The sequence below is a fragment of the Winslowiella toletana genome (assembly GCF_017875465.1).
Lineage (GTDB): Bacteria > Pseudomonadota > Gammaproteobacteria > Enterobacterales > Enterobacteriaceae > Erwinia > Erwinia toletana.
In genome coordinates, this window is sequence record NZ_JAGGMQ010000001.1 from 4,701,492 (window position 1) to 4,718,369 (window position 16,878).

Genomic DNA, 16,878 nt, shown 5'->3' on the forward strand with positions numbered 1-16,878 from the left:
GATGACAGTGGCGTTCTCTTCTCTGAATAAATTACTGCGTGGTACGGCGCAAGGCGAACAGCCTGGCGCGGTGTGGCTGGTGGGCGCCGGACCCGGCGATGTTGAACTGCTGACGGTGAAAGCGCTCAGGCTGATCGAGCAGGCGCAGGTGGTGGTCTACGATCGGCTGGTAAGCGCCGGGATTCTGGCGCTGGCGCCCGCCGGTGCGCTGTGTATCGATGTCGGCAAAACCCCTGGCTTTCACGGAATGAAACAGTCGCAGATTAATCAGCTGCTGGTGGATTTAGCCCGTGCCGGTCAGCAGGTGATTCGCTTAAAAGGTGGCGATCCCTTTATCTTCGGGCGCGGCGGCGAAGAGATGCGCTGGGTACAGCAGGCGGGTATACGCTGCCATGTGGTGCCGGGGATCACGGCGGCGACGGGCTGTGCCGCAGCCAGCGGCATTCCGTTAACTCATCGGGGGATGGCGCAGTCGGTGCGTTTTATTACCGGCCATGGCTGCGATGGCAAACCGCAGCCGGACTGGCAGAGTTTACAGGATCCGCGTCAGACGCTGGTGTTTTATATGGGACTGACCTGGTGCGAAGCATTAAGCCAGCAGCTGATTGCTCATGGTCGCGATGCGCAAACGCCGGTGGCGATTATTGAGCGCGGCACCCGGCACGATCAGCGAGTCATTATCACCCGCTTAAGCGAACTGGCCAGCTGCGTGGCACAGCAGCTACCGCAGTCACCGAGTCTGCTGATTGTCGGCGAGGTGGTGACACTGTACCGGCCCGCTTATTCCGCCACCAGTACTTTGACGCCCAGCGCTTCAAACGCGTTAATCGACAGCTGAGAGATGCCGCTGTCGGTGATCAGATAGTGGATATCGCTCCAGTCGCAGGGCATGGCAAACATCGACACCTTATCGATTTTACTGGAATCGGCCACCACATAGACGGTGCTGGCTGATTTCATCATCGCGGTTTTCACTTTGATATCGGTCTCGCTGGGGAAGCTCAGCCCGAGGCGCGGTGAGATGCAGGCGGTGGCGAGGAACAGTTTACCGGCCAGCACATTGTCAAAAAATCCGGCGGCTTTTTCACCTGAGGTGGAGAGCGTGGGGAATTTAAAGGTGCCGCCGGTAAGCAGGATATTGATCCCCGGCTCGCCGCCCAGCTTCAGCGCGATATTCACTGCGGTAGTGATAACCGACAGCTTTCGAATATGGCTCATATGATTAGCGATTGCGGTAGTGGTGGTGCCGGAATCGAAAATCACCGTATCGCCATTCTCAATATGTTGCGCCGCCAGCCGGCCAATGGCGTCTTTCGCCTCCAGATGCGTCTGGCGTTCCAGCAGCAGCGCACCGGTATTCTGCCTGCCGGTCATTAAGGTGGCGCCGCCATGATAGCGCTGGACATGCCCCTGCTGCTGCAGACTGCGCAGATCGGTGCGGATGGTGGCTTCGGTCAGGTTAAAAGCCTCTGTCAGCATTTTTACCGTGACGGTGCCGTCCTCCCGAATCATCTCCAGGATCTTATCGCGGCGTTGCTGCATATCAGCCAGCTGTTCACTTTTGCTTTTCAATCGAAATACTCCCTTTTCCTGATTGTCGCGCTCAGGCTCGGCTCAGTCGCTATTACTGCAGCAAATATTAACGCCGCTGGTGAGTTAAAGCGAGATGGCTTTAATGCACATAACGCTTTCGTTCGAAAATGTTATGGATGAAATGCGATTGATTTATCACGCTTTTCACGCTTATTTTTCCATATGGTCTGTTTTTGGAATTATCACTATGCTAATAAATCAGTGGTTTAACAGCAGTTGTGGTTTTTATTTGAACTATGATCTGCGCCACAAACCATTAACAATCGATAGCGTATATTTTTATTCGAAAATCAATAGAGCCGTTTCGTCAGTAGTGCCAGAGCATAAGGAGAGCCGGGATGAGTAGTGAATACGATGTCAGTCTGCGTTACGGCGTGGATATCAATCTTGATTTGAGCGGAAAAGTGGCGGTGGTCACCGGTGGCCTCGGCGGCATTGCGATGGCCAGTAATCAGATGCTGCTGGCGAAGGGCGCCAGCCTTGCACTGCTCTATCCGGCATTTGAGCAGGATAAAGTGGCGGAAATCGCCGCACAATTCGATACCGCCCGCGTGCTGTTTGTTTCCTGCGACGTCACCGATCCCGCTTCGGTGGAGGACGCTTTCCGTCAGGTGGTCGCCCACTATGGTCATCTGGATATTCTGCTGAACTGCGCGGGCTATGTAATGTTACAGCCGGTACTGGAGACCGAGTTTGCCGAGTGGCAAAAACAGCTTGCCGTCAATCTGACCGGTCCCTTCCTCTGCTCGCAGGCGGCGGCCAGGCAGATGATTGCCGCCGGTCGCGGCGGCAAAATCATCAATATCGCCTCACAGGCGGCTTCCATCGCCATCGATAACCATGTGGCCTACACCTCAGCGAAAGCCGGGCTGCTGGGCATGACCAAAGTGATGGCGAAAGAGTTTGCGCCGCACAAAATCAACGTTAACACCCTGTCACCGACCGTAGTGCTGACGCCAATGGGTGAAAAAGCCTGGCGCGGTGAGAAGGGGGAAGCCATGAAAAAATTAATTCCACTCGGCCGCTTCGCCTTTACGGACGAGATCGCCGCAGCGGTGCTGTTTTTCGCCAGCAACGGCAGTGACATGATCACCGGCGCCGATCTGATGATCGATGGCGGTTTCACCATTTGGTAATCAAAAGGGAGCCGAGAACGGCTCCCTTACAAAACCCGTAGGGGCGGCATTCTCGCCGCCCGCGTAAGCACCAGAACATCGTTTTACCCTGCATATAACAAATAGAGAGAACATCATCATGAAAACGCGTTTATTGCTGTTAGCCGTTGCCACGGCTTGTAGTTTCTCCCCGGCGCTGTTCGCCGCGGAGAAAGGCACCATTATGATTATGGTTAACTCACTGGATAACCCTTATTACGCCTCTGAAGCCAAAGGCGCCAACCTGAAGGCGCAGGAGCTGGGGTATAAAACCTCGGTGCTTTCGCATGGCGAAGATGTGAAGAAGCAAAGCGAATTAATCGATGCTGCCATTGGTAAAAAAGTCCAGGGCATTGTGCTGGATAACGCTGACTCCACCGCCAGCGTGGCGGCGATCAAAAAAGCCAAAGATGCCGGTATCCCGGTAGTGCTGATCAACCGTGAAATCCCGGTTGACGATGTGGCGCTGGTGCAAATTACCCATAACAACTTCCAGGCGGGTTCCGATGTCGCCAACGTGTTTGTCGAGAAGATGGGCGAGAAGGGCAAATATGCCGAGCTGACTTGTAACCTCGCAGATAACAACTGTGTGACGCGATCCAAATCCTTCCACCAGGTGCTGGATCAATACGCCGATATGCAGAGCGTGGCGCGCCAGGATGCTAAGGGGACGCTGATTGACGGTAAACGCATTATGGACAGTATTCTGCAGGCACATCCGGATGTGAAAGGGGTGATCTGTGGTAACGGTCCGGTGGCGCTGGGGGCGATTGCCGCGCTGAAAGCGGCTGGCCGTGACGATGTGGTGGTGGTGGGTATCGATGGCAGCAACGACGAACGTGAAGCGGTCAAAGCCGGCACGCTGAAAGCTACCGTGATGTTGCAGGCGCAGGCGATTGCCGCGCAGGGTGTGACCGACCTCGATAACTTTATCCAGAAAGGCGCCAAACCCGAGAAACAGCGCGTGATGTTTCGCGGCATCCTGATTACGCCGGAGAATGCCAGCAAGGTTCAGGACTTTAACTTTAAGTCGTAACCTGTGACCCATTGCTGTCGCGCCCGCCTCGCGGGCGCAAAGGAGAGTAACGATGTTCAGAAGTGTCTGGCTGACGATTGCCGCACTGGCCTTAGGTGGCTGCCGTATCGTGTCCCAGCAGGAGCTGGCCGCATTAAAAAATCCGCCGAACCCGAAGATGGCGGATGTTCATCAGGTGTTTCAGCAAAAAATCATTCCGCAACTGGCCAGCGAGGCGAAACCGCTTGATGCGCTGATGAAAGATCTGGCGGCGGCGAAGGATTTTGACAGCGCCTGCCAGGCATTCGGTTATCGCGCGCAGGCGGAGAATCCGTGTGTGTTTACCGTGCTGGTAAAGGGCGCAGTGGAGAACGTCAATACCACCTCGCGCAGCGGCAAGATGACAGTGAAAGATGTCAGCGGTCTCAGTGCGCCAGTACAGATCGGGCCGATTATTCGCGGCACGGCGCTGCGCGATGCTTATAAAGGCGCAAGTTATCAGGATTTTAACGACCAGGTGCTGTTTGGCGACTATGGCCGCGCGATCAATAACCAGGCCTCCGACCAGATGAAAACGCTGCAACCGAAAGTGGGCGATAAGCTTGAAGTGGTGGGGGTATTCAGCAGCTGGGATATTCCGCAGACCGTACCGGATATTACCCCGGCGCGGGTAACGCGTCAGTAAGGAGTGAGTGATGGCCCAGATGCAAACCGAGCAGGCGCAACCGGCGGAAGTGATTATCGAGACGCAGAATGTGTCGCGCATCTATCCCGGCGTTATCGCTCTCGACCAGGTCAATTACCGCGTCTATCGCAATCAGGTCAATGTGCTGATCGGCGAGAACGGCGCGGGTAAATCCACCATGATGAAAATGCTGGCCGGGGTGGAAACGCCCTCCTCCGGACAGATTTTCCTCGACGGCGAACCTGTCCAGCTGCACTCCACTCAGCAGGCGGAAAAACATGGCATCAGCATTATTTTTCAGGAGCTGAACCTGTTTCCCAATATGAATGTGATGGACAACATCTTTATCGGCAATGAGTTTTTCCAGCGCGGACGGATTAATGAGAAGTATCAGTATCAGCTGGCGAAAGCGCTGCTGGAGCGGCTGGAGCTGGATGTCGACCCCTATGCCTCGCTCGGCGAACTGGGTATCGGCCATCAGCAACTGGTGGAGATCGCGCGGGCGCTGTCAAAAGATACCCGGGTACTGATTATGGATGAGCCGACTTCGGCGCTGAGTCAGTCGGAAGTCAAAGTGCTGTTTAACGTGATTGCGCAGCTGAAGCGACGTGGCGTCACCATTATCTATATCTCACACCGGCTGGAAGAGCTGATGGAGATTGGCGATCACATCACCATTTTTCGCGATGGACGTTTTATCAGCGAGCGCGATGTGCGCGACGCCAGCGTGCCGTGGATTATCGAGCAGATGGTTGGCGATAAGAAAAAGCATTTTGATTACTCCCCGGCCAGCCAGGGCGAAACGGTGCTGGCGGTCAGCGGTCTGACGGCGCTGCATCAGAACGGCGGCTACAAGCTGAACGATGTCTCATTTACCCTGCGCAAAGGCGAAGTGCTGGGCATTTATGGCCTGCTGGGCGCCGGACGTACCGAGCTGTTTAAAGGGGTGATTGGCCTGATGCACTGTCAGAGCGGCAGCGTCACGCTGAATGGCCAGTCGCTGGCGAAATACAATTTTCAGCAGCGGCTTAAGCGCGGTATTGCGCTGGTGCCGGAAGATCGTCAGGGCGAAGGGGTGATCCAGCTGATGTCGATCAAAACCAATATGACCCTCTCCGATGTCAGCCTGCGCGCATTTTATCGCGCACTGGCGCTGCTGCGGCCCGGCAAAGAGCAGAGCCGGGTCAGCGATATGATCCAGCGACTGGCGATCAAAGTCAGTGATGTCGAGTTGCCGATCACGTCCCTGAGCGGCGGCAATCAGCAGAAAGTGGTGCTGGGTAAGGCATTAATGACCGGGCCGGAAGTGGTGCTGCTGGATGAGCCGACACGCGGCATCGATGTCGGGGCAAAAACCGATGTTTACCACCTGATTGGTTCGATGGCGCATCAGGGGCTGGCGGTGATGTTCTCCTCTTCCGAACTGGATGAAGTGATGGCGCTGGCCGACCGCATTTTAGTGATGGCCGATGGCAGGATCACCGCCGATTTACCGCGCGCCGAGGCGACGCGCGAAATGCTGATAGCGGCGTCAACGCCGCATGACTGACCGCGCTGAGGATAATAAGATGAACCAGAAATACCTGCTTTACATGTACTTACTTAAAGCGCGCACCTTTATCGCCCTGTTAATCGTGATTGGTTTCTTTAGCATTATGGTGCCGAACTTTCTTACCACCTCAAACCTGCTGATTATGACGCAACACGTGGCGATTACCGGCCTGCTGGCCATCGGCATGACGCTGGTGATCCTCACCGGCGGTATCGATCTGTCGGTCGGGGCGGTGGCGGGGATTTGCGGCATGGTGGCGGGCGCTCTGCTGACCAACGGCATTCCGCTGTGGGGCGGCAATATTCTGTTCCTTAATGTGCCCGAGGTGATCCTGCTGGTGGCGGTGTTCGGTGTACTGATTGGCCTGGTCAATGGCGCGGTGATCACCCGCCTGGGCGTCGCACCCTTTATCTGTACGCTCGGCATGATGTATGTGGCGCGTGGCGCGGCGCTGCTGTTTAACGACGGCAGCACCTATGCCAACCTGGTCGGCCTTGATGCACTGGGCAATACCGGTTTTGCGATTCTCGGTTCCGGCACGGTATTCGGCGTCTATATCCCCATCTGGCTGATGCTGGGATTTCTGCTGCTGGGTCTGTATCTGACGCGTAAAACCCCGCTGGGGCGCTATATCTACGCCACTGGCGGCAATGAATCCGCCGCGCGCCTCGCCGGTGTGCCGATTATCAAAGTGAAAGTGTTTGTATATGGCTTCTCCGGGCTGTGCGCCGCGCTGGTCGGGCTGGTGGTGGCCTCACAGCTGCAAACCGCCCATCCGATGACCGGCAATATGTTCGAGATGGACGCCATCGGCGCCACGGTGCTGGGCGGCACCGCGCTGGCGGGCGGACGTGGCCGGGTTTCCGGCTCGATTATTGGCGCCTTTGTTATCGTTTTTCTTGCCGACGGCATGGTGATGATGGGCGTCAGTGACTTCTGGCAGATGGTGATTAAAGGCCTGGTGATTGTCACCGCAGTGGTGATCGACCAGTTCCAGCAGCGTTTACAAAGTAAGGTGGTGTTAATGCGTCGCCATGAAATTAAACAGCAGGCAGCGTGATGGCCACCCTCAACAGGAGCAGAATATGAAGCGTGATTTTAGCGGGAAAACGGTGGTGATCACCGGTGCCTGCCGTGGCATTGGCGCCGGGATTGCAGAGCGTTTTGCCGGGGATGGCGCCCGGCTGGTAATGGTTTCTAATGATGGTGAGCGGGTGCAGGCGACGGCAGAAAAACTGCGCGCGCAGTATGGCGCGGAGATTCTGGCGCTACAGGTTGATGTGACCGATGAAGCGCAGGTGCAGGCGCTGTATCAGCAGGCGGCAGAGAAGTTCGGCAGCATCGATGTTTCGATTCAGAATGCCGGGGTGATCACCATTGCAACTTACGACACTATGCCAAAAGCCGATTTCGAGCGCATCCTCGCGGTGAATACTACCGGCGTCTGGCTCTGCTGCCGCGAAGCGGCGAAATATATGGTGAAGCAGCAGAGCGGCAGCCTGATCAATACCTCTTCCGGCCAGGGGCGTCAGGGCTTTATCTATACGCCACACTACGCAGCCAGCAAAATGGGGGTGATCGGCATTACCCAGAGCCTGGCCCATGAGCTGGCGCCCTGGCATATCACCGTCAATGCCTTCTGCCCGGGAATTATCGAAAGTGAGATGTGGGACTATAACGACCGTGTATGGGGGGAGATTCTCAGCAACGACAGCAAACGTTACGGCAAAGGCGAACTGATGGCGGAGTGGGTTGAGGGTATCCCGCTAAAACGCGCCGGGCAGCCGCGCGATGTCGCCGGGCTGGTGGCGTTTCTGGCGTCCGATGACGCGCGCTATATCACCGGACAGACCATCAATGTCGATGGCGGATTAATTATGTCGTGATCAGTTACTGTAACGACCAATAATCCCGGCCGCGCCGAGGGCGTGGCCTTTAAGTTTTGCCAGCAACGCTTCGCGGGTTAAACCATGTTGCAAGCCGCTGGCGGGCAGGTCGGTGGCAATCAGCGTAAACACATAGTGGTGTGCGCCGCTGCCTGCCGGTGGACAGGGGCCATGGTAGCGGTCATTCCCCGGGGTGTTTTTACCGCCGGTATAGCCGGTGCCCGCGGTAAGCTCACCCTGTGCAAAGCTGCTGCGCTCAGCGGGAATGTTATAGGCCACCAGATGCGACACGCCAAGACCTTTGGCGCCTTCCGGATCAAACACCAGTAACGCGAAACTTTTGGTGCCCTGCGGCGCACTGCTCCAGCTAAGCGCCGGTGAGACGTTTTTGCCGGTGCAGCTGGCATTGCCTGGCGTGGCGCCGGCAAATTGTTGCGCCAGCAGCGCATTATCAGAAAAGTCCGGCGAGCTCAGGCTGAAGACCTGCTCAGCACCCGCGCTGGCGGTGGCCAGCAGCAGGCTGGCGCAGAGTAGCGTTTTCTTCATGGTCAATCCTCTTAAGTGAGAAACTGGCTAAAGTCTGGTCGATAATTCAATAAGTTGCCATACGCATTTTAGTTATGCTGATTATCTTTTCCGCTGGCCGCAGAGTAGCGATTTTTCGAAATACGCCGAACAGTATGTTAAGCTGAAGTCTACTTTTTTATGTCAAGTCCGTGAGATCGGTCATAAATTGGTGAACCCGACAGCTAAACGGTAGGTGTAATGGCATTACTGCAGCGCAAACAGACAATCCCCGTGGTACTGATGCTCAGTGGCATCGGACTCACCGTGCCCGGCGCTTACGCTCTGCAAACCAACACGCAAGTTCCCGACTATCCCTTTGAAAATCCTGCGCGTTTTAGCCAGCTGCAAAGCAGTCTGCCTGACCTGGGTAATGCCAGCGCCAGCAATGACAGCTTTGCCAAAAATCTGGCGACGGTGGCCAAAGATATTGGCGAGGCCAGTATGGACAGCGGCAATGACGATCCGCTGGGCAAGCAGGCCGGGCAGTGGGCGTTTAACCATTTTCGTGATGAAGTGGCGGAGCGAGTGGTTGACCGCGGGCAGAGCCTGCTTTCGCCATATGGCACCGCCAACCTGTCATTGCAGGTGGATATGGACGGCAACCTCGATGGCAGCAGCGCCCAGTTGCTGACGCCGTGGCAGGATAAATATCAGTACCTGACCTTTACCCAGCTTGGCGTGTCGCAAACCGATGAGGGTGCGGTGGGCAATCTTGGTCTCGGTCAGCGCTGGTTTGCCGGTGACTGGATGCTGGGTTATAACACTTTTGTTGATCGCCAGTTTGACAGCGGTATGCAGCGCGCTGGCGTCGGCACCGAGGCGTGGGGCGACTTCCTGCATTTCTCCGCCAATTACTACCATCCGCTTTCCGGCTGGCGCAATCGCAGCAGCAGTTCACAGATGCGGCTGGCGCGTGGCTATGACATCACCACCCAGGGCTATCTGCCATTTTACCGCCAGCTTGGGGTCTCCCTGACTTATGAGCAGTATCTTGGTGATAATATTGACCTGTTCAACAGCGGCAGCAGTTACCGTAATCCGGTGGCGGTTAAAGTGGGTGTCAATTACACCCCGGTGCCGCTGCTGAGCTTTACCGCTGCGCATAAAGAGGGCGAGGGCGGCGAGTCGCAGGATCAGTTTGGCATGAAGGTTAATTACCGCATTGGCGTGGCGCTGAGCCAGCAGTTGTCGGCAGACAATGTCGCTGCCGCGCGCTCGCTGAGTGGCAGTCGTTATGATGTGGTGGAACGAAATAACACCCCGGTGCTGGAGTTCCGGCAGCGTAAAACGCTGGGAGTGTTCCTTGCCACGCCGCCATGGCAGTTACAGAGCGGCGAAACTCTGCCGCTGAAATTACAGATTCGCGCCAGCAACGATATTACCCGCGTCAGCTGGCAGGGCGATACGCAGGCGCTCAGCCTGACGCCACCAGCCAATAACAGCGACCCGCAGGGCTGGTCAATTATTATGCCGCAGTGGGACAGTTCAGCTGGCGCCAGCAATGAGTACCGGCTGTCGGTCACGCTGGAAGACAGCAAGCAGCAGCGCGTCACCTCCAACTGGATCACCCTGAAATTGTCACCGCCGATGACGCTACAGAGTGCCGGTAACACGAGCTACGATCTGATGGCGCCGTAATCTGCACCACGCAGTTGCCAGCCATATCACAACCGCGTGATCTTTCTGCGCCTATATTAAACAGGTAAATTTGCTTGTTTAACGCTGGCAACAGAGAGAGCAGCTATGACCGACAAGACGCTGTCTGAGCGTGCAGAGTTGGTGCGCCAGTTTAACCGCTTCTATAGCCGTCAGATCGATAAGCTTAACCAGCAACTGCTTAGCAGCGAATTCTCACTGACTGAAGTGCGGGTGCTGCATGAACTGCTGATGCATCCTCAGCTGACCACGTCCGCTATCTGCCGCCAGCTGAGCCTGAATATTGGCTATCTGAGTCGGGTGATTTCTGGTCTCGAAAACCAGCGACTGATCACCAAAACCCGTTCAACCGAAGATGCCCGCGTGTTGCAGCTGCAACTGACAGATAAGGGACTGACACGCATTGAGTTGCTTAACGCGCTGGCGCAGCAGCAGCTGATGGCGATGCTGGAGCCGCTTTCCGCCACGCAGCAACAGCAGCTGACCAATGCGATGAACCAGATTGAGGGGCTGCTTGGCAGTCCGGCGCCGGGATATATTTTGCGCGATCCGCAGCCTGGCGATCTGGGGATGGTGGTGCATCATAATGCGCTGCTGTATGCCACGGAGTATGGCTGGAGTAGCGAATTTGAAGCGAGGGTGGCGGAGATTGTGGCGAAATATCTGCGGGAATTTGTACCCGGTAAAGCGCGCTGCTGGATTGCTGAAAAAGCCGGCAAGCTGGTCGGCTCGGTTTTTGTGGTGCGTGAGGATGATGACACCGCGCGTCTGCGGGTGTTGTATGTTGATGCCAGCGCGCGCGGACTGGGGATCGGCCATCGACTGGTGGAAGAAGCGCTGACCTTTGCCCGCCAAGCCGGCTATAAAAAAATGGTGCTGTCGACTTACAGCATACTGATTGCGGCCGCGAAAATTTATCAGCAGACTGGCTTCAGGCTGACAGAAGAGCAAGCGCGGCACCGCTTCGGTAAGGACCTGGTGGATCAGCTATGGATCCGCGATCTGTGAAGTCAACAAATGCGCTATAACCTGTCGCCATAAAAATGTGACTGATATCACAAAATAGTCCTTTCCAGCGGCATGGCTTTTTGCCACAATCGGCGAAAATTACAACCACCTGCACATCATGATCATCCGCCCCCATCGTCACTGGTTTATCCGCCTGTTTGCCTGGCACGGCTCGGTGCTGCCCGGCATTCTGTTTCGTCTCGCTCTTAATCTGGCGATGTCCGTTATCGCCATCTTCTGCCTTGGCTGGTATGAGTCGCTGGGCGTGAAGTTAACGCTGGCGCCTTTTAGTCTGCTCGGGGTGTCGATTGCTATCTTTCTTGGTTTTCGTAACAGCGTTTGCTATGCCCGTTTTACCGAAGCGCGCCAGTTATGGGGCGGCTTGCTGATTGCCTGTCGCACCATTCAGCGTCAGGCGCTGGCAATCTGTCCCCATGAAGTGCCACGCGTCACCACCTTGCTGATGGCGTTTTGTTACAGCATGAAGCACCAGCTGCGCGGCAGCGATGCGCGCGAAGATCTGACTCGCTATCTCGGCAGTGAAGCAGAGATTGTGCTGCAACGCCGCGCACCGACCAATTTTATCGAGTTACAGCTGTCGCAATGGCTGGCTGAGCAGCGCCGGCGGGGCAATGTGTCCGATATGGTGTATGTCAGTATGGACCAGAGTCTGAATCAGCTGACCCAGGTGCTGGGCGGCTGTGAGCGGCTGGCGAGTATGCCGGTGCCCTTTGCTTATGGCCTGCTGCTGCATCGCACGGTATATCTGTTCTGTACGCTGCTGCCGTTTGCACTGGTGCCGGACCTGCACTATATGACGCCGCTGGTATCGGTCTTTATCGCCTATACCTTCCTGTCGCTGGATACGCTGGCGGAAGAGCTGGAGACGCCGTTTGGCTATGCCAGTAACCATCTGCCGATGGATGCCATGTGCACCAATATTGAGATCAATCTGCGCGAGATGAATAACGAAACGCTGTTGCCGGATGCCATCCGTCCGGATGCGCAGTTCCGTGTAACCTGAGGGCTGACGGCAAAAGAAAAGGGCAGCGTTTACACGCTGCCCTTTTTTATTTGCGGTTTGTCGACACAACAGAACCGCAACCAATGAGAGGGAATTAACTCAGAACTGGTAAGTCAGGCCAACACCGGTGACATCATCGTTAGCCAGGCCGAGGGCGTTATCGCTATCCAGCAGGTTAATTTTGTATTCTGCGTAGAACACCATGTTTTTATTGAAGTAGTAGTAGGTGCCTACTGCAACGTATTTAAACAGGTCGACACTGCCGATCTCTTCAACATCTTTGGCTTTTGATGACACATAGGCCAGAGACGGACGCAGACCGTTCAGGAACTGGTACTGGGCCACGGCTTCGAAGTTCTGCGCTTTGTTGGCGTAGCCACCGCTGATTGGGGTGGCATTCAGCGTTTCGCCATACATGGTCGCCAGGTAAACCTGGTTAGCATCGTACTTAACCGAGGTTGCCCATGACTGCGCGCGCTCGCCTTCACCGCGCGAAGCCGCGTTCTGGCCTTCAGTGCGGTCAAGACTGGCGAAAGCACCGGTAAATGACAGGCCGAGGTCAAGGTTGTAAGCCGCAGAGAGCGCATAACCATCACCGTTCGAGCGGCGAATACCGTTAGTATCGGTGCCACGATCGTTTTTACCCTGATACTGCAGGCCGATATCCAGGCCATCAACCAGACCAAAGAAGCCGCTGTTACGGTAAGTGGCTACGCCCGTGGAGCGACCGGCGAGGAAGGCGTCAGTGTAGCCGGAGTCGCCACCAAATTTTGGCAGCATATCGGTGGAGGCCAGCGCGTCATAGATCAGACCGTAGTTGCGGCCGTAATCGAATGAGCCCAGGTTGCCATATTTCAGACCTGCAAAGCCTAAACGGGTTTTGTTGCCGCTCTGCGCATCCGCATCACTCTCGGAATTGTTGCCCTGGAACTGGTACTGCCAGCGGCCATAGCCAGTCAGCTGGTCGGTGATTTGCGTCTCGCCTTTAAACCCTAAACGGATATAGGTGGAGTCGCCATCGCTGTTATCGTCTTTGGTAAACACATGGCCAGCGTTAATTTTACCATCCAGCGCCAGCTTATTACCGTCCTTGTTATAAATCTCTGCCGCCTGCGCACTACCGAGCCCCAGCAGCAGAGGGACTACCACTGCAATTACGTTATGCTTCATCATAAAAAGTATCCTGTAAATTATTTTTATTTGTGACGCGCTTTTGCGACCAACATGAAAATGTCACAAATAATAAATTTACAATAAGAACATAAGTGTTACAAAATGTAAAAATATAGCATTTATCAATAATAACGATGGTTAAACACGTTTTTTTCATGTGTTTATCATTTTTTCTTATTATGGCTATTTCCTCATTAGATCATCAGGTAACGCGATAACCTACTGTTAACAGAAGGTTATTGTTTAAATGTTGTTCGTTTTTGCTTTTTCGTTTAGCTGGCATTTAACTTTGCGAATTTTGCAAATAGTTCACATCTTATGTTCAGTAACAAAAAAGATTCGCGCGAATTGAAGCTTTATTTTCATTTCTACAGTTACAAATGTTTCTTGTCTGAAATATAAAATTGTGCAGCAGAGAATTAACATTACAGAATTGATATCAGAGGGGATAATACAGCGGGGTGTCAGTAGTGTGCTAATTATCAATGCAAGGTAATAAATAAAGCAGCGGTGAAATCCTCACCGCTGCTGGCAGGTATGATTAAGATTAATGAAGTTTTAAACCGGCGGCGCTCATTAATGCGCGAAACAGGCTGGCGATAATAAACAGCGCCAGTACACTGCCGAACCAGATAATCAGCATCCAGTACACTCTCTTCCACCACGGCTGTTTCAGGTTCTTCTGCGTCATCCGCTGGATAAATTGCATAGTCAGTTCCTCAGTGATAACCGTGTTCTGGTTTAACCTTGCCGCGGAACACATAGTAACTCCACAGGGTATAGACCAGAATAAGTGGGATGATAAACAGCGCGCCAACCAGCATAAAACCCTGGCTTTGTGGCGGTGAGGAGGCGGCGCGGAAAGTGATATCCGGCGGGATCAGGTTCGGCCAGATGCTGATGCCCAGTCCGCTGAATCCGAGGAACACTAACCCCAGCGTCAGCATAAATGGCGAATAATGGGCGTCGCGGTTCCACGCGCTGCGCCACAATCCCCATGAGACCAGCAGCACCAGGACCGGTACCGGCAGGAAAAAGAACAGATTAGGGAAGCTAAACCAACGTTCGGCAATTGCAGTGTGTGACAGTGGTGTCCAGGCGCTGACAATCGCCAGAATCACCAGCAGCGCCAGCAGCAACGGACGGGCCAGCTTACGCATCCGTAACAGCAGCTCACCTTCCGTTTTAATAATCAGCCAGCTGCACCCCAGCAGCGCATAGGCGACCACTAATCCCAGCCCGCAGAACAGACTGAAAGGGGTCAGCCAGTCAAACGCCGAGCCGCTCCATGTGCGTCCCGCCACCGGAAAGCCATTCAGGAAAGCGCCGAGCACCACGCCTTGCGCAAAAGTCGCCACAAAGGAGCCGCCGATAAATGACTTATCCCAAAACGGGCGGTGTGCGGGTGTCGCCTTAAAACGAAATTCAAAGGCAACGCCGCGAAATATCAGCCCGATCAGCATAATGGTCAGCGGAATGGTCAGCGCATCGAGGATCACCGCATAGGCGAGGGGAAAGGCGCCAAACAGTCCGGCGCCACCCATTACCAGCCAGGTTTCATTGCCATCCCATACCGGCGCGACGGTGTTCATCATCACATCGCGATCCTCCGTGTCCGGCACTAACGGATAGAGCAGGCCGATACCGAGGTCGAAACCATCCATCACCACATACATCAGGATGCTGAACACGATGATGATGAACCAAATCAGAGCAAGATCGATACCCATTACTGTTTCCTCTGTGGTTGATCAAAAGCATCATCGGCGGCGGACAGCGGACGCGCAGGCGTGCGCGGCGTGCCAGGTCCGCCTTCCGGCGCATGTTCTTCATAAGGTTGTGGGCCGCGCGCCACCAGCTTCAGCAGATAGATCAGACCAACGCCAAATACCGAGCCATACACCAGCACGAAAGCCAGCAGACTGACCGACATTTGTAACGCGCCATGGGCCGATACCGCATCGCGGGTGCGCAGCAGGCCATACACCACCCACGGCTGGCGGCCAATTTCGGTGGTAAACCAGCCAGCCAGAATCGCCAGCAGACCGGACGGCCCCATCAGCAGCACAAAGCGGTGGAACCAGCGCTGATCGTACAGACGGTGACGCAAGCGCAGCCACAGACTCCAGACACCGGCGGTGATCATCAGTAGTCCCAGCGCCACCATAATGCGGAACGACCAGAAGACCACAGTGGAATTTGGCCGATCCTCCGGCGGGAAGCTTTTCAGCGCCGGTATCTGTTTGTCGAGGCTGTGGGTCAGAATCAGGCTGCCGAGGTATGGCACTTCAAGCGCATATTTCGTCTGTTCCGCCTGCATATCCGGCCAGCCAAACAGAATCAGCGGGGTTGGATCGCTGTTTTTATTCTCCCAGTGACCTTCAATTGCGGCGATTTTCGCTGGCTGGTATTTCAGGGTGTTTAAGCCATGGGCATCCCCGATACCGGCCTGAATCGGCGCCACGATCAGCGCCATCCACATCGCCATGGAAAACATGCGTTTTACCGCCGGACTTTTATTGCCGCGCAGCAGATGCCACGCTCCTGAGGCGCCGACAAAAAAGGTGCTGGCAAGGAAAGCGGCGGTAGCCATATGCAGCAGGCGATAAGGGAAGGAGGGGTTAAACACTACTTTCAGCCAGTCGACCGGGATCAGCTGATTATTGACAATCTCATAGCCCTGCGGCGTATGCATAAAGCTGTTCGACGCCAGAATCCAGAAGGTCGACATCAGGGTGCCGAGCGCCACCATACAGGTAGAGAAGAAGTGCAGCCCCGGTCCCACCCGGTTCCAGCCAAACATCATGACGCCAAGGAAGCCTGCTTCAAGGAAGAAAGCAGTCAGTACCTCATAGGTTAATAGCGGGCCGGCAATGCTGCCGGCAAAAGCGGAAAAACCACTCCAGTTAGTGCCGAACTGATAGGCCATCACCAGTCCGGAAACCACCCCCATACCGAAGTTAACGGCAAATATTTTGAGCCAGAAATGATACAGATCGCGCCAGGTATCGTCTTTGGTCTTCAGCCATAAGGCTTCCAGCACCATCAGGAAGCTGGCCAGCCCGATAGTGATCGCCGGAAAAATAATATGGAAAGAGACGGTAAAAGCGAATTGTATCCTTGCCAGTTCGAATGCGTCTAAACCGAACATAGGCACCTCATTAGTGTCATTGCATTGCTGCCAAAAAGCAGAAAGAAGGGGCTGAACCAGCAGCGTTCAGTCACTACAAGTGTAGAAGAGCTTTCAGTTAAACATGGCGCAAGGAATGATAACAGACACAGTTATTTGAATTAAAGCTATAACAGATTGCTGTTCAGGTGCACTTCTCTGGTGCGCAATGCGCCAGAAATGTGCAGTAACTGCTTCTTAATACAACCAAATCCCATCATCGATCACAAAAGCCATATTTAATTTTGCTAATGCATAATTCTGCTTTTTTATGTTCCGCCAGTGGCCTGCTTTCGGATTGTTATTCACTTTTTATGCGTTAACACTGCATATGACATTGACGTAACTTATTGATATTGGGTTCTCTCAATCATTTTATGCATTTTTAGCGCTGGC

General features: G+C 54.6%; 16 protein-coding genes. 10 read left to right on the plus strand and 6 right to left on the minus strand.

Annotation, left to right across the window (positions count from 1 at the left end):
* The first annotated feature begins 1 nt into the window (after position 1).
* A complete protein-coding gene (cobA, locus tag J2125_RS22055; RefSeq protein ID WP_017802093.1) occupies positions 2 to 838 on the plus strand; it encodes a uroporphyrinogen-III C-methyltransferase in 837 nt (278 codons plus the stop codon).
* Here cobA and J2125_RS22060 read toward each other — a convergent pair.
* Positions 781 to 1,572, minus strand: a complete 792-nt coding sequence (locus J2125_RS22060) for a DeoR/GlpR family DNA-binding transcription regulator (RefSeq protein ID WP_017802094.1) — start codon at positions 1,570 to 1,572, stop codon at positions 781 to 783. The two genes, cobA and J2125_RS22060, sit on opposite strands and share 58 nt — an antisense overlap.
* 359 nt (positions 1,573 to 1,931) lie before the next feature.
* On the opposite strand from J2125_RS22060, the gene J2125_RS22065 reads away from it, so the two are divergent.
* The 6 genes from J2125_RS22065 to J2125_RS22090 all read left to right on the plus strand — a co-directional run bounded on the left by J2125_RS22065 (position 1,932) and on the right by J2125_RS22090 (position 7,885).
* The gene (locus tag J2125_RS22065) at positions 1,932 to 2,729 is read left to right on the plus strand and encodes a GolD/DthD family dehydrogenase (RefSeq protein WP_017802096.1); all 798 of its coding nucleotides are present in this window, start codon (positions 1,932 to 1,934) and stop codon (positions 2,727 to 2,729) included.
* Positions 2,730 to 2,847: 118 nt separating this feature from the next.
* Positions 2,848 to 3,783 carry a D-ribose ABC transporter substrate-binding protein gene (locus J2125_RS22070; RefSeq protein WP_017802097.1) on the plus strand — a complete coding sequence of 312 codons (936 nt, stop codon included), beginning with the start codon at positions 2,848 to 2,850 and terminating at the stop codon, positions 3,781 to 3,783.
* Positions 3,784 to 3,835: 52 nt separating this feature from the next.
* A complete protein-coding gene (locus J2125_RS22075; protein ID WP_017802098.1) occupies positions 3,836 to 4,447 on the plus strand; it encodes a DUF2291 family protein in 612 nt (203 codons plus the stop codon).
* Between the two features lie 10 nt (positions 4,448 to 4,457).
* The gene (locus J2125_RS22080; RefSeq protein WP_017802099.1) at positions 4,458 to 5,996 is read left to right on the plus strand and encodes a sugar ABC transporter ATP-binding protein; all 1,539 of its coding nucleotides are present in this window, start codon (positions 4,458 to 4,460) and stop codon (positions 5,994 to 5,996) included.
* 19 nt (positions 5,997 to 6,015) lie between these two features.
* A complete protein-coding gene (locus J2125_RS22085) occupies positions 6,016 to 7,059 on the plus strand; it encodes an ABC transporter permease (RefSeq protein ID WP_026111836.1) in 1,044 nt (347 codons plus the stop codon).
* Between the two features lie 25 nt (positions 7,060 to 7,084).
* Positions 7,085 to 7,885, plus strand: coding sequence for a glucose 1-dehydrogenase (locus J2125_RS22090; RefSeq protein WP_017802101.1), 801 nt, complete (start codon positions 7,085 to 7,087; stop codon positions 7,883 to 7,885).
* On the opposite strand, the gene J2125_RS22095 is transcribed toward J2125_RS22090, so the two are convergent.
* On the minus strand, positions 7,886 to 8,431 hold the full coding sequence (locus tag J2125_RS22095; protein WP_017802102.1) for a YbhB/YbcL family Raf kinase inhibitor-like protein: 546 nt from the start codon (positions 8,429 to 8,431) through the stop codon (positions 7,886 to 7,888).
* Between the two features lie 219 nt (positions 8,432 to 8,650).
* On the opposite strand from J2125_RS22095, the gene J2125_RS22100 reads away from it, so the two are divergent.
* The 3 genes from J2125_RS22100 (at position 8,651) to J2125_RS22110 (ending at position 12,140) form a co-directional block, all read left to right on the plus strand.
* A complete protein-coding gene (locus J2125_RS22100; RefSeq protein ID WP_017802103.1) occupies positions 8,651 to 10,090 on the plus strand; it encodes a YchO/YchP family invasin in 1,440 nt (479 codons plus the stop codon).
* 105 nt (positions 10,091 to 10,195) lie between these two features.
* Positions 10,196 to 11,116: a bifunctional helix-turn-helix transcriptional regulator/GNAT family N-acetyltransferase gene (locus tag J2125_RS22105; protein WP_017802104.1), complete on the plus strand. Its 921-nt coding sequence runs from the start codon at positions 10,196 to 10,198 to the stop codon at positions 11,114 to 11,116.
* A 118-nt stretch (positions 11,117 to 11,234) separates the two neighbouring features.
* On the plus strand, positions 11,235 to 12,140 hold the full coding sequence (locus J2125_RS22110) for a bestrophin family protein (RefSeq protein ID WP_017802105.1): 906 nt from the start codon (positions 11,235 to 11,237) through the stop codon (positions 12,138 to 12,140).
* A 99-nt stretch (positions 12,141 to 12,239) separates the two neighbouring features.
* On the opposite strand, the gene J2125_RS22115 is transcribed toward J2125_RS22110, so the two are convergent.
* The 4 genes from J2125_RS22115 to J2125_RS22130 all read right to left on the minus strand — a co-directional run bounded on the left by J2125_RS22115 (position 12,240) and on the right by J2125_RS22130 (position 16,464).
* Positions 12,240 to 13,313, minus strand: a complete 1,074-nt coding sequence (locus J2125_RS22115; RefSeq protein ID WP_017802106.1) for a porin OmpC — start codon at positions 13,311 to 13,313, stop codon at positions 12,240 to 12,242.
* Between the two features lie 547 nt (positions 13,314 to 13,860).
* Positions 13,861 to 14,022 (minus strand): DUF2474 domain-containing protein, encoded by a 162-nt coding sequence (locus J2125_RS22120; RefSeq protein WP_017802108.1) that lies wholly within the window; start codon positions 14,020 to 14,022, stop codon positions 13,861 to 13,863.
* Between the two features lie 10 nt (positions 14,023 to 14,032).
* Positions 14,033 to 15,043 carry a cytochrome d ubiquinol oxidase subunit II gene (gene cydB / locus J2125_RS22125; protein ID WP_017802109.1) on the minus strand — a complete coding sequence of 337 codons (1,011 nt, stop codon included), beginning with the start codon at positions 15,041 to 15,043 and terminating at the stop codon, positions 14,033 to 14,035.
* Positions 15,043 to 16,464, minus strand: a complete 1,422-nt coding sequence (locus J2125_RS22130; RefSeq protein WP_017802110.1) for a cytochrome ubiquinol oxidase subunit I — start codon at positions 16,462 to 16,464, stop codon at positions 15,043 to 15,045. Before J2125_RS22130 ends, cydB begins: the two co-directional genes overlap by 1 nt.
* Positions 16,465 to 16,878: the final 414 nt, after the last annotated feature.

What these genes read in the sequence shown, in the direction of transcription:
- cobA (WP_017802093.1), top strand. Translation starts at nt 2, where the DNA reads ATGACAGTGGCGTTCTCTTCTCTGAATAAATTACTGCGTGGTACGGCG.
- J2125_RS22065 (WP_017802096.1), top strand. Translation starts at nt 1,932, where the DNA reads ATGAGTAGTGAATACGATGTCAGTCTGCGTTACGGCGTGGATATCAAT.
- J2125_RS22070 (WP_017802097.1), top strand. Translation starts at nt 2,848, where the DNA reads ATGAAAACGCGTTTATTGCTGTTAGCCGTTGCCACGGCTTGTAGTTTC.
- J2125_RS22075 (WP_017802098.1), top strand. Translation starts at nt 3,836, where the DNA reads ATGTTCAGAAGTGTCTGGCTGACGATTGCCGCACTGGCCTTAGGTGGC.
- J2125_RS22080 (WP_017802099.1), top strand. Translation starts at nt 4,458, where the DNA reads ATGGCCCAGATGCAAACCGAGCAGGCGCAACCGGCGGAAGTGATTATC.
- J2125_RS22085 (WP_026111836.1), top strand. Translation starts at nt 6,016, where the DNA reads ATGAACCAGAAATACCTGCTTTACATGTACTTACTTAAAGCGCGCACC.
- J2125_RS22090 (WP_017802101.1), top strand. Translation starts at nt 7,085, where the DNA reads ATGAAGCGTGATTTTAGCGGGAAAACGGTGGTGATCACCGGTGCCTGC.
- J2125_RS22095 (WP_017802102.1), bottom strand. Translation starts at nt 8,431, where the DNA reads ATGAAGAAAACGCTACTCTGCGCCAGCCTGCTGCTGGCCACCGCCAGC.
- J2125_RS22100 (WP_017802103.1), top strand. Translation starts at nt 8,651, where the DNA reads ATGGCATTACTGCAGCGCAAACAGACAATCCCCGTGGTACTGATGCTC.
- J2125_RS22105 (WP_017802104.1), top strand. Translation starts at nt 10,196, where the DNA reads ATGACCGACAAGACGCTGTCTGAGCGTGCAGAGTTGGTGCGCCAGTTT.
- J2125_RS22110 (WP_017802105.1), top strand. Translation starts at nt 11,235, where the DNA reads ATGATCATCCGCCCCCATCGTCACTGGTTTATCCGCCTGTTTGCCTGG.
- J2125_RS22115 (WP_017802106.1), bottom strand. Translation starts at nt 13,313, where the DNA reads ATGATGAAGCATAACGTAATTGCAGTGGTAGTCCCTCTGCTGCTGGGG.
- J2125_RS22120 (WP_017802108.1), bottom strand. Translation starts at nt 14,022, where the DNA reads ATGCAATTTATCCAGCGGATGACGCAGAAGAACCTGAAACAGCCGTGG.
- cydB (WP_017802109.1), bottom strand. Translation starts at nt 15,043, where the DNA reads ATGGGTATCGATCTTGCTCTGATTTGGTTCATCATCATCGTGTTCAGC.
- J2125_RS22130 (WP_017802110.1), bottom strand. Translation starts at nt 16,464, where the DNA reads ATGTTCGGTTTAGACGCATTCGAACTGGCAAGGATACAATTCGCTTTT.